Raw genomic sequence first — 15,495 nt, forward strand, 5'->3', positions numbered from 1 at the left:
TTATTTTACTTATGCATTCTGGCAACAAGCTTATCATATTCCGGAGTTGTTACAAGACTGTCAACAACCAGCAGCTGAGCATGAGGAGCTGACTGCTGTACTTCTCCTTGATGCGCAATCGTTGTGACCACTAAAATGTTTTTAGCATTGTAATCTTTTAAGTCCTGATAAGCTGCTGTTGAAACTGGAATTTTGACCTCGTTATTTTTAAAGATTGAACGGAGCGTTTCCTGTCCCATAGTTGCTGAACCTTTAGCTTTGCCATAAGCAAAGACGACAGCATCAATATGGTTTAAATCAATTTCTGCACTATCAGTTTCTTCTGCAGAAGCTTTGCTGGCTTCAGAAACAGTACCACTATTTGTCAAATTTGCAACAATTTCATCATATTTTGGAGTTGCTAGGAAGTTATCTACCGCTACATGAACAGCTCGCGGTGTCTTTTGACCTGCACGATCAGCCAATTCTTCCTGAGTGACAATTAAAGTATTTGCTGTATCTTGCAGGTTAGAAATCGCTTGATTGCTTACAGGAATATCAAGACCCGCTTTTTTGACCTTATCACGAAGGATTGAAGCACCCATGGCTGAACTTCCCATACCAGCATCACAAGCAAAAATGATTTGATGGATATTATCTGTTGTAATATCTGAATTACTAGTAACCGCTTGACCTTTAGATTCAGCCTTTGCTGCTTGTGTCGCTGCCTGAGCTGCTTCTAAGGAGTCATCGTCAGATTTATCTGATTTTAAAATAACTGAAGCAACAAGGAAAGAAACTGCTGCTGCTGCAAAAACGCCAGCAAGAACAACTAAGTGAGGCCCCCATCCTTTAGGAGACATTCCCATAATAGCGATGATTGACCCTGGTGAAGCAGGTGCTGTCAAACCAGCATTTAGTGTTTGGAAAGTAAAGGTACCAGTCAGACCGCCGGCAATAACTGCTAAGAACATAGCCGGTTTCATCATGACATATGGGAAATAGATCTCATGGATACCGCCAAAGAAGTGGATAATCATGGCACCCCAAGATGAAGATTTAGCGGATCCTTTGCCGAACATAGCATAGGCAATCAGTACACCAAGACCAGGTCCAGGATTAGCTTCCAGCAGGAAGAGAACAGACTTACCAACTTTGGCCACTTGCTCTGTACCTAACGGAGTAAAAATACCGTGATTAAGAGCATTATTTAAGAAGAGAATCTTAGCTGGTTCAATAATCAAGTTCGCTAAAGGCAAGAGGTGAACTTTGACAATTGCTTCTACACCAATACCAACCCACTCTGTTAGCTGAGCAACAACTGGACCGATGATGAAGAAAGCTAAGACCATCAATGCAAAACCAATCAAACCAAGTGAAAAGTTATTAACTAACATTTCAAAACCAGTTTTAATTTTTGGCTGAACTTTTTCATCAAATTTCTTTAACAGCCAAGCTGACAGCGGTCCCATAATCATGGCACCGATAAACATGGTTACCGTAGAACCTGCAATAGCACCAAAGGAAGCAATGGCACCGATAACACCGCCACGCTGCTTGTGAATATTGTAACCGCCAGTATAACCAATTAAAAGGGGCAGTACATATTTCAGCATTGGTCCAACAACATTGGTATCTAAAGCCTTGTTGGGCAAGTAACCTGTTGCGATGAACAGAGAGGCTGCGACTCCCCATGCAATAAAGGCCCCGATATTAGGCATAACCATATTTGATAACGAAGTTCCGAGCTTCTGTACTCGTACCTTCAATGAAGATTTTTGTTCCATCAGAACGCCTCCTTTTTATTCTGATACTACTATATCACCATCCTTTTGCCAATGAAACTCAAACTTTGGCAAACTTTTTTTGCCATTTATGACTTCTTCTGACAAGCTGAAATGAGATTCTATTCTAGACACATGAAAAAGAGGCTGGACCAAAAGTCCAACCTCATCAATTAGAGTTCGTTTTAACATCATAAGGCAGTGGTTGGGAGAAACTCTGTTAGCGTTAGCTAACCTAGAGTTTCCCCTGCACAGTTCATTAGGCACTTTAGTGCCAATGAACCACTGTTGAATGGCAGTTTCGTTCGCGTTTTACGCTCTTGAGCTGACCGATTCAACTGTGCGGGGGTGGGGGTGAAACGGTCTGGGGAGAGACCGTTTCAGGTCACCGCCTAGAAATTAGGGAGCGGTGAGAACCAAAATTTTCAATTTTTGGATTGATCCCACTCCCCTTTCATATTATTCAACTGTAACGGCCTTAGCCAAATTACGAGGTTTATCAACATCAAGACCGCGCTGAAGCGAAGCATAGTAAGCAATCAGCTGTGTTGGAATAACCATTGAAATACTTGACAGATAAGGGTGCACTTGGTTAACCACAATGTCATCGCCTTCCTTATCCAACCCTTCTTCAACAACTGTCAAAACGTTAGCACCGCGTGCTGCAACTTCCTGAATATTGCCACGGGTATGAGCCGCAACAGTCTCACTTGATGAAATCAAGGCAAGGACAGGTGTTCCGTCTTCGATAAGCGAAATTGTTCCATGTTTTAATTCCCCGGCAGCAAAACCTTCACACTGAATATAAGAAATTTCTTTGAGTTTTAAAGAAGCTTCCATAGCTACGTAGTAATCGTTGCCACGGCCGATATAAAAGGCATTACGAGAGGTTGCTAATAAATTAGCGACTTTTTTCTCAATTACTTCTCGCTCTGACAGACTGGCTTCAATAGACTGAGCAACAATTGACAGTTCATGCACTAAGTCAAATTCCAAGGCCTCTTTCTTACCGTTGGCTTCACCGACTGCTTTTGAGAGGAAAGCAAGAGCTGCTATCTGAGCTGTATATGCCTTGGTCGAGGCTACCGCAATTTCCGGACCGGCATGGAGCAGCATTGTATAGGTTGCCTCACGTGACAAGGTTGAACCAGGCACATTTGTAATCGTCAAACTAGGAATTCCCATAGCATTGGCCTTAACCAAAACCTGACGGCTATCAGCTGTTTCTCCTGACTGGCTCAGCAAGATAAACATTGGCTTTTTGCTTAACAGCGGCATATTGTAGCCCCATTCAGAAGCAATTCCCAATTCAACCGGAGTGTCAGTCAATGTTTCAATCATTGATTTTGAAGCAAAACCAGCATTGTAGGAAGTTCCAGCAGCCAGAATGTAAATCCGGTCAGCCTCCTGAACAGATTTGACAATAGCAGGATCAACGGTTAATTTACCATTTTCATCCGCATAAGTTGAAATCAATTTACGCATAACGGTTGGCTGTTCATCAATTTCTTTGAGCATATAGTAAGGATAAGTTCCTTTGCCGATATCTGACAAATCAAGCTCAGCTGTGTAGGCTTCACGCTTGACAGGATTGCCGTCATAATCTGTCACCTCAACATTATCCTTGGTCAAGACAACCAATTCTTTATCGTGAATTTCCATGAACTGATTTGTCTCACGAATCATGGCCATGGCATCTGAGCAGACCATATTGTAGCCATCGCCAAGACCGATTAAAAGCGGTGATTTATTTTTAGCAACATAAATGGTATCTGGATTTTGTGAATCCACCAAAGCAAAGGCATAAGAACCTTCAATGATGTGCAATGCTTTTTTGAACGCCTCAAGTACAGACAAACCATCATCAACAAACTGACCGATTAAATGAACAGCAATTTCAGTATCTGTTTCACCTTTCAGATTATGCCCAGCTAAATAGTCTTCTTTGATTTGCAGGTAATTTTCAATCACACCATTGTGAACCAAAACAAAGCGGCCAGTCGCTGACGTGTGCGGATGAGCATTGGTCTCTGTTGCCTGACCGTGAGTGGCCCAGCGCGTATGACCAATCCCTGTAGAACCAGCCACATCAATACCAATTTTAGCCCGCAAATCAGCAATACGGCCGACAGATTTAATCAAGCGTCCGTTTTCAGGCTTATTGATAACATAAATTCCAGCAGAATCATATCCGCGATACTCTAATTTTTCCAATCCTTGCATCAAAATATCTGTTGCATTACGATTTCCTACAACACCTACAATACCACACATAGTTTTCCTACAGCAGTCCTTTTACTTACTGCTTCCTCCTTAAATTATTATAATTGGTATAGCCTAATAAAGCCTCCAAAAATCAACAAAACCAGTATATAACTTTATTTCTCTAAAGTCAACAACAAAATTGGTCTAGTCTTATTTAATAACAAAAAGCAAGAAAAAAGAGCAGCTTATGCTACTCATTTTTGACAAATCCAAACGTTTTTAAAGGCAAAATTCTAAAGGTTACAACACCTTTAATCTGTGATTTTTTGATGAGACCGAAAGTTCGGCTGTCCTTTGTATTTGTGCGGTTATCATTTAAAATCAAATATCTTCCTTTAGGAATTTCCTGATATTTTCCTTTAGTAACAGTGGCGATGGTAAAATCAGGTGTAAAAGGATTGTCTCCGTTTTTGGCATGATAATTGCTTTTCAGCTTCTCAATATAGGACTGACCTTCTACCTTGTTATTGAGATAAAAGATATCATCCATGTATGTTACACTGTCCTCAGGCTCGCCAATGATACGGCCGGTATAAGACTTACCAGCAACCTGATAAACGACAAAATCTTTATAGTCTGGCTTTTCTTTTTTTGAAATGGTAATGAGATCGCCCGCCTTCAAGTAGCTGTTAGCATCATCTTGTCTTACCCGATAGGTAGAAAAAACAAAAATGCGCAATAAAAGTAGGACACAAACCGCCAGTAGGACCAGAAGAATGTTTCTGATAAAATCACGTTTAACCATTGAACTCTCCTTAAGTTATTGCTCTTTATTATAGCATGTTTCAGACAATAAAAAAAGAGAGCGATTTAAAAATTGTGATTTGCAGTCAGTCTGAGTCTGCCTCATTATCACTCTCTGATTATATTTACAATAGGCTTTGTATGCTTAATTTTCACCTAAAAAGAAGGACACTACAGCCACAACAATAACGGCTCCTAGAATAGATGGCACCAAAGCCATACCGGCAAGACTTGGTCCCCAAGCTCCAAACAGAGCCTGACCCGCCCAAGAGCCAACTAGACCAGCAAAAATATTAGCAAAACAGCCCATCGTTTTTCCTTTGTTGGTCAGAGCACCAGCAATAGCTCCAATAATAGCCCCGACAATCAACGACCAAATCAATCCCATAATTTCTCTGCCTTTCTGTCTACGAATTATATCTAGTTTAACAGGAAAATCCTTAAATGCCAAGAAAAATGTTTTTCTTTTTTGCTGTCAACACTCTATAAACAGTATTCCAAAGAAAAAGTGAAGTGAGACAAAAATTTGATAAATCGTTATTAAAATAGCAATTTTGATTTTGTTGCCCCACCTACACACAGTTTATCAGCTATTGACATGAACCAGCCTTCATAGAATCGGATAGCCTCCAACAGTTCCCTAAACTGTTGGATCCATCACTTGTCTAATACTTAAACAGTCCTGTGGACTCTTTAAGGTGGACACCTGAAAATTGAAAATTAAGAAGTGTCCAGATAAGGAACGCTCCCAACCGCTGTGTCAAATAGTTGATAGTGCATAAATTAAAGAGTTTGAGACTTTTATCCCAAACTCTTTGTATGCATTTTTTATTTTACGGTACGGACACGCATTGTGTTTGTTCCGCCTGAACCAACTGGCACACCAGCAACGATGACAATATTGTCACCAGATTCTACCAAACCTGATTTAAGTGCTGCTTCTTCAGCAATTTCAAACATGTCATCAGTAGATGCAGGTTTCTTAGTCAAGATTGGAATAACACCCCAGTTAATCATCAAGGCTTTTTGAACTTTTTCATCAAAGGTCAAGGCCAAGATATCAGCATCTGGACGGTATTTAGAAATTAAACGGGCTGTATTGCCAGATTCAGTGATAGTAACAACCAATTTAATATCCATTGATTTAGTTGCGTCTTTAACAGCTGAAGCAACCACTTCTGTTTTGTTTGTACGAGGCAGATTGTCTGAATCCAAACGGCCATATTCGTTAAGCAACGTTTGAGCATTTTTGTCAATTGTCGCCATAGTGCGAACTGACTCAACCGGATATTTACCGTTAGCAGATTCTCCGGAAAGCATGGTTGCATCTGTACCGTCAATAACCGCATTGAAGACGTCAGAAACTTCTGAACGAGTTGCACGTGGTTTATCAGTCATTGTTTCAAGCATGTTTGTTGCTGTGATAACTGCTTTACCAGCTGCATTAACTTTAGTGATAATCATTTTTTGATAAACCGGAACCATTTCAAATGGTACTTCAATACCCATGTCACCACGAGCAATCATGATACCGTCAGCTGCTTCGATGATTTCATCAATATTATCAATACCTTGTTGGTTTTCGATCTTAGCAAACAATTTAACATGTTCATTGCCGGTTTCTTTACAGATAGCACGTACTTCATTGACATCCTTAGCAGTGCGGACAAAAGAGATAGCAATAAAGTTAAGTCCTTGTTCCAAACCAAAACGGATATCTGCATTGTCGCGTTCAGCAAGTGCAGGGAAAGGAATCTTTGTGTTAGGAATGTTAACACCTTTTTGCTTAGCAATAGTGCCGTCATTTTCAACAACTACTTCAAATTCACGAGTTGCAATATCTTTAGCTGTTACAGTAAGACCAAGTTTCCCGTCATCAATCAAAATAGTTTGGCCGACAGCAACGTCATCATAAATATCAAGACCACCGGCAACATTCAAAGCAATAACGTCTTTTGTTGATTGGATGCCTTGCTTAGTAGCTACGCGAAGCTTATCGCCAGTCTTGTAAGAAAATTCTTTCGAACCATCTTCAAACAATTCTGTACGCATTTCAGGTCCCTTAGTATCAAGAAGGAATCCAACCTTTTGGCGTGCCAATTCTTCGGCACGGCGCACAGTTGCCATACGCTCACCTTGCTCAGCATGATCACCATGTGAGAAATTGAAACGAAATACATTAGCTCCTTCAGTGATTAATTCAGCGATTTTGGCAGCTGATGCTTCAACATCAAGCTTTTCATCCCAATAACCATCTTCACCAAATCTTTTACCGCCGCGGATTTCAACCGCTGGACCTAATGTTGCAACAATTTTTACGCGTTTATTCATTTTTTATGAAACTCCCTTAAATTATATCAATAGATTGACTGTTAAAATAATAATAATCTGAGCGACTGACCCTTAGTGAGCTAAATCGCGATTCAAAGCAGCAAAATCAAGACGTGCTTTGTGCGGATTATTCACAACAATTTTGCCTGCTTCTGTCAGGCTAAAAAGTGCACCTTCTTCTGCACTTCCAAGAATTGGATGCTCAACCAGTTCTTCATTCTGAAGACCAACAGCCAAACCACCTTTTCCGGCTTTCAGCAATTCAACTGCATGGGCTCCCATCCATGAAGCAAGGACGCGATCACGAGGAGTTGGTGCTCCGCCGCGCAGAATGTGACCGAGGTTTGTCACACGAAGGTCACTGTCATCGCCTGCTTCTTTCATCTTAGCAGCAAAGGCATCACCGTGCATAACACCCTCAGCAAGAACGATTAAGTGGTGGTTTTTACCTTTAGTGGCATAACCATCTTTAACTTTAGCCACAACTTCGTTAATATCGTAGTCTTCCTCAGGGATAATAATCTGATCAGCACCGGCTGCAATCCCAGACCAAAGCGCGATATCTCCAGCGTTGCGCCCCATAACCTCAACAACAAAGGTACGGCCGTGACTGAAAGAAGTGTCACGAATTTTATCGAGAGCTTCCGTGGCAGTGCTGACTGCAGTATCAAAACCGATAGTATAATCAGTTCCGACAATATCATTATCAATTGTCCCTGGAAGACCGATAGCAGGAAAACCATGTTCAGTCAAACGCATAGCGCCGTGGTAAGAACCATCACCGCCGATAACAACGACACCTTCAATCCCATGCTTTTTCAGTTGTTCAATACCTTTTAATTGCCCTTCAAGCTTAGCAAATTCAGGATAACGTGCAGATTGGAGGAAAGTTCCTCCGCGAGAAAGGATATTTGACACACCTTTGGCGTCAAGCGGGAAAATATCACCCTCAACCATACCAGCATAGCCACGATTGATTCCGCAAACTTCCATTCCCTCAGAAATTGCTTTACGAACGACTGCACGAACAGCAGCATTCATACCAGGAGCGTCACCGCCACTGGTCAAAACAGCAATACGTTTCATTTTGCTTGATACTCCTTTATTTAAATTAACGTTATTATTATAGCACAAACCTTGGTAAAATGTTCACTTTCTTTCTTACTTTTTAGCGAAAAAGCGTTTTCAGCGCATAATTTGCCAGTTTTTCTTCCAGCTCCGAACTTTTAGCAACAAAATGACGGCTGCTTTGCAGGGTCTCTTTACTTTCTGCATAGTGCAGCACAACCGGAATATTTCCGGGATAATCCGCCAAAATAGCAGAAACTTCCTTATCGTAGGTATGATTTTGCAGTTTTATCCAAAATTTCTCTGTTAGGGCAGGTTCCAACTGGTTCAAAATCATCTGCAGACGATGGTCCCGTTCTTGAATTTTACCGGTAAAATAGTAGATAGTCTTTTCAGCTAAAAGCTGTCTGTATTTTTGATAAACTTCAGGGAAAAGGGTAAGGTCAAGTTTTTTCTTGGTGTCGGTCACACTGAGAAAAGCCATCTGCTCTCCTTTTGACTTGGTTCGAATGACTTTTATTGTATCAATTTGCGCAAGCAGAGTGACTTCACTTCCTTCGACAAGATCGCTTATACCCACCAAGTTTTTTGATGACTGCTTAGCAATTTCAACCAATGGATGAGGGCTGATGCCTGCTCCGATAATGTCCTGTTCCATCTGATATTTTTCGGCATTGGTGTAGTCCTCTTCTTCCAGCCAATTGTAAGAAGAATCAGCAAACAAACTTCCCAGCTCATTGACAAAAGTAAAGAGATGTTCTAAATTCACAACAATTTTTTTACGGTTCTTCTCAAACTGATCGAACAGACCGATTTGAACCAAAGGACTTATGATTTCAGTCTTCTGATATTTTTCCGGCATTCTGCTTAAAAAGTCTTCTACACTTGAAAAAGGACGGTTTTCAATAATCCAATAAGCAAAATCACGTGCTATTCCTTTGATATTTTTCAGACCTAAGTATATCTGACCCTGACTTATTTTATCAGAATAGGGAATTGTATTAATTGATAAGGCTCCTATTTTAAAATCTGCTTCCAAAGCGTTATCGAGGTAGTCACTACTAGAATAATTCAGCATAACGTCAAAGAAGACTGCCGGATAGTGTGCCTTAAAATAAGCCATCTGGAAAGCTAAAGCTGAGTAAGCATAAGCATGACTTCTGTTAAATCCATAGCCCGCAAACTTAGCCATTCTGGCAAAGAGATCTTTAGCTACCTTAGGATTTCGCCCCAGTTGCTCAGCTCCTGATAAAAAGTCTTTCTCCATCTTTTGCATTTCAAGTGCATTCTTTTTGGACATAGCTCGGCGCAATAAATCGGCCTTACCTAAGGTGAAACCTGCAAATACCTGAGCAATCTGCATTACTTGCTCCTGATACAGCATAATACCATAGGTTGACTCCAAAATAGGTGCAACCGCAGGGTCAATCAAATCCACTTCTTCCTGACCGTACTTACGCCGAATAAAATTTTCCGTATAATCGCTGGCACCAGGACGGTTAAGGCTGGTTGTTGCTACAACTTCTTCAAAGCGAGAGGGTTTGATCCGTTTTAACAGGTTGATAGCCCCAGCAGCTTCAAATTGAAAGATTCCCTTTGTATTGCCGGCTGCAAAAAGAGCCAGCGTTTCTTTGTCCTCTAAATCAATGGATCTGATATCGATAACCTGACCATATTCCTTGGCTACTTTTTCCTGCATCTTTTGAACAAAGGTTAAATTTCTGAGACCTAAAAAGTCCATTTTCAGCAGTCCGTTAGCCTCAACAGCAGGAGCATCATACTGGGTGATCATCATTTCCTCCCCTGCCTTCAAGGGAATGTGGTCAGTTAAGTTGTCATCGCTCATTACAATTCCGGCTGCATGGATTGAGGTCTGACGAGGTTTTCCTTCTATTTTTCGGGCAATTTCAAATGCTCGCTGATACTCTATTTTGCTGTTAATAATTTGGCGAAAAGCAATATTTTTTTCATAAACACTGGTCAAAGTATCACGAAAACTAATTTTTTTAGTGATATTGCTGAGCTCATACTCTGTTGCACCAAAACGCTTAAAGACATCTCGGATGGCCTGTCTGGCTCCAAAGGTCGAAAAGGTAACAATTTGGGCAGAATGGCTTGAACCATAGCGGTCACGAACATAACGAAGAAACTCACTGCGGTAAATATCGGGCAAATCGATATCAATATCTGGCATGCTGTAGCGTTCTTCATTGAGGAAACGTTCAAAAAGCAGATTGTTTTTCACAGGATCAATTCCGGTAATATCCAGAGCAAAAGCTACCAAGCTCCCCGCTGCGGAACCGCGCCCCATGCCCATATAATAGTTTTGAGAACGGCCAAAGCGCAGCAAATCCCAGACAATCAAAAAATAATCATCAAAGCCCATCTTATGAATGACATTCAGTTCGACTGCCAGACGTTCCTGATAGTTCCTGCCCACAAGATTTTTAGCCCTTAATCCCTGCTGGGCCAGCTCCTTCAGCTCCTCGACAGCAGGCTTATGGCGATTAAAACGCGGCAGTTTCAAATCAGTATCAAATTGATAAGAAACAGAAGTTACAAGATTTTCTAAATTCAGGAGACTCTCCGGAAAGCGTTCTGCAAAAACAGCTTCCATCTCCTTCTCAGAGAATAAATATTGATTTTTTGCGACCGGCTCCACTTCTTTTAAGGGAAGGTTATCCCTGATAGCATGCAGAATCTGCAGTGTTTCTGTTTCGGCATTTTCATAATAGCGCACAGTATAAAGAGGCAGGATTTTATGTGTAAAATTCAGCTGGGGCGTATCTGGCCCGACACCAATATAGAAAGAGGCAGGTATGTCAATGTTCTCAATTCCTTCAAAATATGGAATAACAACAGCAACTCCATCCATAAATTCTTCTACATCAGAGAACAGATGATGATCTGTCATTTTTGCTGTCGAAATTTTAAGCAGGTTCTGATAGCCCGCTGTATTTTGAGCAATAAAACACATCCTTACCTGTTCATCAGACAGCACTAAATTCATCTCAAGCCCCAGCACCGGCACCAAATTTTCCTGCCGTGCCATTTCAATAAAATGAAAGGCAGCATAGAGATTATCCCTGTCCATAATACCAATGTGCGAGTATCCAAGCTCCTTGGCTTTTTTGACATAAGACTTTAAGTCAATCAAACTATCCATAAAACTATAAACGGTTTTAGTATCTAACTGTGCAAACATAGCCTTCTCCTTAAAATCCTCTTGTTTTCTATTATACTATAAATAGTTAGAATTCTCTTCTCCTTCTTTCATGGTGTGATGGGCTAAAAGAACCTAAGACCCAGATTTTATTGACAGTCACAGTCTCCTTAGATAAGATGACTGCTGGAAAGTCTTAATTTTTGAGCGCTGCTGTATGCCTGTGAACACGACAAACGCATGAAGAAAATATCGTTTTCAGAAATTAATTTCATAAACGAGATAAAGGACTTCCGTTATAATAGTAGTGGAGGTCGTAGTTATGAATGAGATGATTCGTTTTTTGGTAGAAGTTAGAGATGTCAGGGAGCCCTGGAAAATCAAACATTTGTTATCAGACATTGTTCTCTTAATATTCTTCGCTCGTTTATCAGGCGCAGAGTACTGGGATGAGATTGAAGCCTTTGGCAATGCCTACGAAAGCTCCTTACGGACTGTTCTTAGTTTAGAAAATGGCATCCCATCACACGATACGCTTCAGCGTGTTTTCGCGACATTAGACCCACAGGTTCTTGTAGAAGTTACGCAGATGTGGGCTAACATTTTTAGAGGAGGCTGATCTCTCTGCCAAGACTTTTACAACCTTTTCGAAACGGTTGGTTGCGATTGATGGCAAAACTGTCCGAGGCAACGCCAGTCAAACCCAGAAAGCCTTGCATATTGTCACAGCTTATGCGACAGACTTAGGGATAGCCTACGGTCAAGTGGCGACTGATGAGAAGAGCAACGAAATCACAGCGTTCCCCGTCTTACTAGATATGATTTCTATCAAAGGTTGCCTGATTAGTATAGATGCTATAGGAACTCAAAAGGCCATTGCGGAAAAGATTATCCAGAAAAAAGGCGACTACTGTTTGGCTGTTAAAGAGAATCAGAAGGGACTATTAGAGGATATTCGTCCCTATTTTGAGTTGGATTCTAGGCGGGATGATACTTACGAAACCGTTGAAAAAGCCCACGGTCAAATCGAGGTCAGACAGTATGATGTCCTCCACGATGTCGGTTGGCTGAGAAAAGTTCATCCGGATTGGGGACATATTCAGAGTATAGGTCGAGCTCGTATTCAGATAACAAAGAATGGACAAGAAAGCAAAGAGAGTCGCTACTTTATTCTGAGTTGCCAGGTCAGTGCTCAGGAATTGTGTGCTTATGTTAGAGGGCATTGGCAGATAGAAAGTATGCACTGGTTATTGGATGTTGTTTTTCGTGAGGATGCCAATAAGACGCTAAACAAGCACTTAGCTTTTAATTTGAATGTGATGGATAAATTTTGTTTAGCTGTATTGAAGCGACTAGATACAGGAAAGAAAATGAGTATGAGGCATAAGAAATATGTCCTTAGTTTGTCCTTTGACAAGTATCTAAGCCGCCTACTCTAAGTTAAAAAAGGGTTCTATCGTTCAGAAAATGAATTGGAGCGTCTCATGCGTTTGTCGTGGCCTGTGAATTAACCTCTTGACATTATTTTTTTATAATTGTATTATATATATAACACAATTACACATTTAGAAGGGAGAAAAGATGGCTTGGAAATTTGATGAAAAATCGCCTATCTATCTTCAGATTGCTAATCACATTAAAATGCAGATTATCAGTCAGGAAATAAAGCCCGGCCAACAGCTGCCCACTGTCAGAGATCTAGCCGAAGAAGCCGGTGTTAATCCCAATACCATGCAGCGTGCTTTTACATCGTTAGAACAGGAAAATATGGTTTTTTCGGTCAGAACTTCTGGACGTTTTGTCACAGAAGATTTACAGCTGATTGAAGAGGAACGGCATAAACTGGCACAGACAGAGCTTAAGAGCTTTATTGACAAGATGACCCAATTTGGTTTTAGTAAAGATAAGCTAGTAACAGTATTAGATCAATATATTAAAGGAGAGTCGCAATGACAGAACAACTGCCCCTGCTGCAACTGCATCATGTTACCAAAAAATTCGGAAAAAAAGCTGCCCTTGATGATATTTCTTTCAAGCTGCCAAAAGGAAAAATTATTGGCTTGCTGGGACCAAACGGAAGCGGCAAGACAACACTGATTAAACTGGCCAACGGACTCTTACAGCCGACTGCAGGCGAAATCGTGGTTAACGGCCTAAGACCCTGTCCTGAAACAAAATCAATGATTTCCTACCTTCCTGATACGAGCTATCTCAATGATAAAATGCGGGTCAGAGATATTTTGCGGCTGTTTGAAGACTTTTACAGTGACTTCGACAGGCAAAAAGCTGAACAGTTGCTGGACGATTTGGCTATTGGTCAGGATGAAAAATTAAAAAATCTTTCTAAAGGAAACAAAGAAAAGGTACAGCTGATTCTTGTTATGAGCCGCAAAGCACAGCTTTATATTCTGGATGAACCCATCGGTGGTGTTGACCCTGCTGCCCGTGAATATATCTTAAGGACAATCGTTAATAATTACTCAGAAGATGCTTCTGTTCTCATCTCAACACACTTGATTGCTGATATTGAACAAATTTTGGATGAAGTCATTTTTATCAATCAAGGAAAGATTGTCTTACAGGAGACTGTTGATGATTTACGTGAGAAATACGCACAGTCTATCGATCAAATCTTTAGAGAACGATTCAGAGCTTAGGAGGATGCCATGTTTGGAAAATTATTAAAATATGAATTTAAATCAGTCGGAGCTTGGTTTTTCGGTTTATATGGATTAGCTATTTTTATTTCTTTAGGTCTGGGACTTTGGTTCCGTCATAATATTGGAATTCACAAGGAGACTATTTTTAATTCAAACACGCAGGATATTCTGCTTTTTGCTTTATCAAGCTCACTGGCAGCTGTTTTTATTGCTATTTTTATTGCCACCCTATTAATTATTATTCGCCGCTTTTATAATAATATTTTCGGCAGAGAAGGCTATCTGACCTTAACCCTGCCGGTATCAACGCACAAAACAATTTTGGCTAAATTACTGACCGGTTTTATTTGGAATGTCTGCAGCGGCATGATTTTCATTATCAGTGTCTTCCTATTAGCCTTTCCGGCTCTCCATCGAGTACAGCCTTCTGAACTGTCAGATCTGATAAATTCTGCTAAGGAGCTCTTTTTCTCCTTAAAATTTGGCCTGCTTGCCTTTCTTTTAATCGCAGGAATTTTCACCAGTATTTTAGAAATTTACTTTGCCATTTCTTTAGGACAGCTGTTTCAGGATTACCGCGGTTTGCTTGCTTTTGCTTTTTATTTTGTTATCAACCTTATCCGCAGCTTTTTATCCTATCTTACAGCCGGTGCGGAAGGTGGTCTGAATTTCCTGTTCTTAAGCAATAATTATGATGATCATTATTATCTGTTTTTAAATATCATTGTTACCATTATCTACGGTATTATTTTCTACTTTGGGACACACTACATCATCAAAAATAAATTGAATATCCAATAAAAATAAACCGCATTAGCAAATTTTGTCTGGAACAAGACTAAAGGAGGCTGGAACGACCAGTCTCCTTTTAGTTATTAGTTTAATCCATTTTGAGATTTGTTTTTCAAAAGATTATTTTCAAAATACAGTTGAATAGCTGCTGACTCAGATTTTGTCTCTAAACCGCTGGTCCAGACAGCCTGAATTTCTGACTTATCTGATGATACAGACTGAGACAAAACATCAGGCTCACCTAGCTGTTCAATGATTTGCTTGTAGCTGGCATTGGTCTGCAATTTTTGAAAATCGGACCTCGAGATTTTTGCCTTGCGCTTAAAGGAAAAGTTGGTAATAGAACGTGCTACCGTACTGTTCTGATAAAGATGAACGACGATTGCTGCGCCGTTTTTTTCCCAAGTATAGCTGTCCAAAGTAACATCCCCTGCCGGTTTTTGCTCATGTTTAACAGGCTCACCCAGCAGCTCTTTTAACGCTTCCAGATTTGTCCCGCCTGTAAAAGCAGTCCTGTCCTCAGAAACTTTAATCTTATTAAAGTTTAAACGAAAGTCTGCGTTTTCTGTTTTCATCAGCGATGCCTGATCAGAAGGCTTGGCATTCTTTGGCTGAGACTCTTTAGCCTGACAGCCTAGCAGCAAAAGGCAGCATATGCCAGCCGCTCCTGCCTGCAGCAGTTTTCCTAAATATTTCATAATAGTCCAAC

General features: G+C 40.6%; 12 protein-coding genes and 1 pseudogene. 4 read left to right on the forward strand and 9 right to left on the reverse strand.

Annotated elements, in window-relative coordinates:
• Window positions 1–5: 5 nt before the first annotated feature.
• From SRA_RS05480 to SRA_RS05510, 8 genes are all read right to left on the reverse strand, one after another.
• A complete protein-coding gene (locus SRA_RS05480; protein ID WP_003088529.1) occupies window positions 6–1,766 on the reverse strand; it encodes a PTS mannitol transporter subunit IIBC in 1,761 nt (586 codons plus the stop codon).
• Between the two features lie 15 nt (window positions 1,767–1,781).
• Window positions 1,782–1,958, reverse strand: a complete 177-nt coding sequence (locus SRA_RS10295; protein WP_162129583.1) for a hypothetical protein — start codon at window positions 1,956–1,958, stop codon at window positions 1,782–1,784.
• A gap of 264 nt (window positions 1,959–2,222) precedes the next feature.
• Entirely contained in the window at window positions 2,223–4,037 is a 1,815-nt protein-coding gene (glmS, locus tag SRA_RS05485; RefSeq protein ID WP_003088530.1) for a glutamine--fructose-6-phosphate transaminase (isomerizing), read from the reverse strand.
• A gap of 181 nt (window positions 4,038–4,218) precedes the next feature.
• Window positions 4,219–4,773 carry a signal peptidase I gene (gene lepB, locus SRA_RS05490; protein WP_003088531.1) on the reverse strand — a complete coding sequence of 185 codons (555 nt, stop codon included), beginning with the start codon at window positions 4,771–4,773 and terminating at the stop codon, window positions 4,219–4,221.
• Between the two features lie 144 nt (window positions 4,774–4,917).
• The gene (locus SRA_RS05495) at window positions 4,918–5,160 is read right to left on the reverse strand and encodes a GlsB/YeaQ/YmgE family stress response membrane protein (protein ID WP_003091400.1); all 243 of its coding nucleotides are present in this window, start codon (window positions 5,158–5,160) and stop codon (window positions 4,918–4,920) included.
• A 440-nt stretch (window positions 5,161–5,600) separates the two neighbouring features.
• Entirely contained in the window at window positions 5,601–7,103 is a 1,503-nt protein-coding gene (pyk, locus tag SRA_RS05500; RefSeq protein WP_003088534.1) for a pyruvate kinase, read from the reverse strand.
• A 72-nt stretch (window positions 7,104–7,175) separates the two neighbouring features.
• Entirely contained in the window at window positions 7,176–8,189 is a 1,014-nt protein-coding gene (gene pfkA / locus SRA_RS05505) for a 6-phosphofructokinase (RefSeq protein ID WP_003088536.1), read from the reverse strand.
• A gap of 82 nt (window positions 8,190–8,271) precedes the next feature.
• Window positions 8,272–11,376, reverse strand: a complete 3,105-nt coding sequence (locus SRA_RS05510; RefSeq protein ID WP_003088538.1) for a DNA polymerase III subunit alpha — start codon at window positions 11,374–11,376, stop codon at window positions 8,272–8,274.
• A gap of 280 nt (window positions 11,377–11,656) precedes the next feature.
• On the opposite strand from SRA_RS05510, the pseudogene SRA_RS05515 reads away from it, so the two are divergent.
• From SRA_RS05515 to SRA_RS05530, 4 genes and pseudogenes are all read left to right on the forward strand, one after another.
• Window positions 11,657–12,773 (forward strand): annotated as a pseudogene (locus tag SRA_RS05515) (ISAs1 family transposase).
• Between the two features lie 142 nt (window positions 12,774–12,915).
• On the forward strand, window positions 12,916–13,287 hold the full coding sequence (locus SRA_RS05520; RefSeq protein ID WP_003088540.1) for a GntR family transcriptional regulator: 372 nt from the start codon (window positions 12,916–12,918) through the stop codon (window positions 13,285–13,287).
• Complete coding sequence (locus SRA_RS05525) at window positions 13,284–13,991, forward strand: ABC transporter ATP-binding protein (RefSeq protein ID WP_003088541.1); 708 nt, start codon at window positions 13,284–13,286, stop codon at window positions 13,989–13,991. The genes SRA_RS05520 and SRA_RS05525 overlap by 4 nt, the downstream gene beginning before the upstream one ends.
• Window positions 13,992–14,000: 9 nt before the next feature.
• A complete protein-coding gene (locus tag SRA_RS05530; RefSeq protein ID WP_003088543.1) occupies window positions 14,001–14,795 on the forward strand; it encodes a hypothetical protein in 795 nt (264 codons plus the stop codon).
• A gap of 74 nt (window positions 14,796–14,869) precedes the next feature.
• On the opposite strand, the gene SRA_RS05535 is transcribed toward SRA_RS05530, so the two are convergent.
• Window positions 14,870–15,484 carry a DUF3862 domain-containing protein gene (locus SRA_RS05535; RefSeq protein WP_003088544.1) on the reverse strand — a complete coding sequence of 205 codons (615 nt, stop codon included), beginning with the start codon at window positions 15,482–15,484 and terminating at the stop codon, window positions 14,870–14,872.
• Window positions 15,485–15,495: the final 11 nt, after the last annotated feature.

Origin of the sequence: Streptococcus ratti FA-1 = DSM 20564 (assembly GCF_000286075.1) — a bacterium.
Lineage (GTDB): Bacteria > Bacillota > Bacilli > Lactobacillales > Streptococcaceae > Streptococcus > Streptococcus ratti.

What these genes read in the sequence shown, in the direction of transcription:
- SRA_RS10295 (WP_162129583.1), bottom strand. Translation starts at nt 1,958, where the DNA reads ATGATGTTAAAACGAACTCTAATTGATGAGGTTGGACTTTTGGTCCAG.
- SRA_RS05510 (WP_003088538.1), bottom strand. Translation starts at nt 11,376, where the DNA reads ATGTTTGCACAGTTAGATACTAAAACCGTTTATAGTTTTATGGATAGT.
- lepB (WP_003088531.1), bottom strand. Translation starts at nt 4,773, where the DNA reads ATGGTTAAACGTGATTTTATCAGAAACATTCTTCTGGTCCTACTGGCG.
- SRA_RS05535 (WP_003088544.1), bottom strand. Translation starts at nt 15,484, where the DNA reads ATGAAATATTTAGGAAAACTGCTGCAGGCAGGAGCGGCTGGCATATGC.
- pfkA (WP_003088536.1), bottom strand. Translation starts at nt 8,189, where the DNA reads ATGAAACGTATTGCTGTTTTGACCAGTGGCGGTGACGCTCCTGGTATG.
- pyk (WP_003088534.1), bottom strand. Translation starts at nt 7,103, where the DNA reads ATGAATAAACGCGTAAAAATTGTTGCAACATTAGGTCCAGCGGTTGAA.
- SRA_RS05520 (WP_003088540.1), top strand. Translation starts at nt 12,916, where the DNA reads ATGGCTTGGAAATTTGATGAAAAATCGCCTATCTATCTTCAGATTGCT.
- SRA_RS05530 (WP_003088543.1), top strand. Translation starts at nt 14,001, where the DNA reads ATGTTTGGAAAATTATTAAAATATGAATTTAAATCAGTCGGAGCTTGG.
- glmS (WP_003088530.1), bottom strand. Translation starts at nt 4,037, where the DNA reads ATGTGTGGTATTGTAGGTGTTGTAGGAAATCGTAATGCAACAGATATT.
- SRA_RS05495 (WP_003091400.1), bottom strand. Translation starts at nt 5,160, where the DNA reads ATGGGATTGATTTGGTCGTTGATTGTCGGGGCTATTATTGGAGCTATT.
- SRA_RS05525 (WP_003088541.1), top strand. Translation starts at nt 13,284, where the DNA reads ATGACAGAACAACTGCCCCTGCTGCAACTGCATCATGTTACCAAAAAA.
- SRA_RS05480 (WP_003088529.1), bottom strand. Translation starts at nt 1,766, where the DNA reads ATGGAACAAAAATCTTCATTGAAGGTACGAGTACAGAAGCTCGGAACT.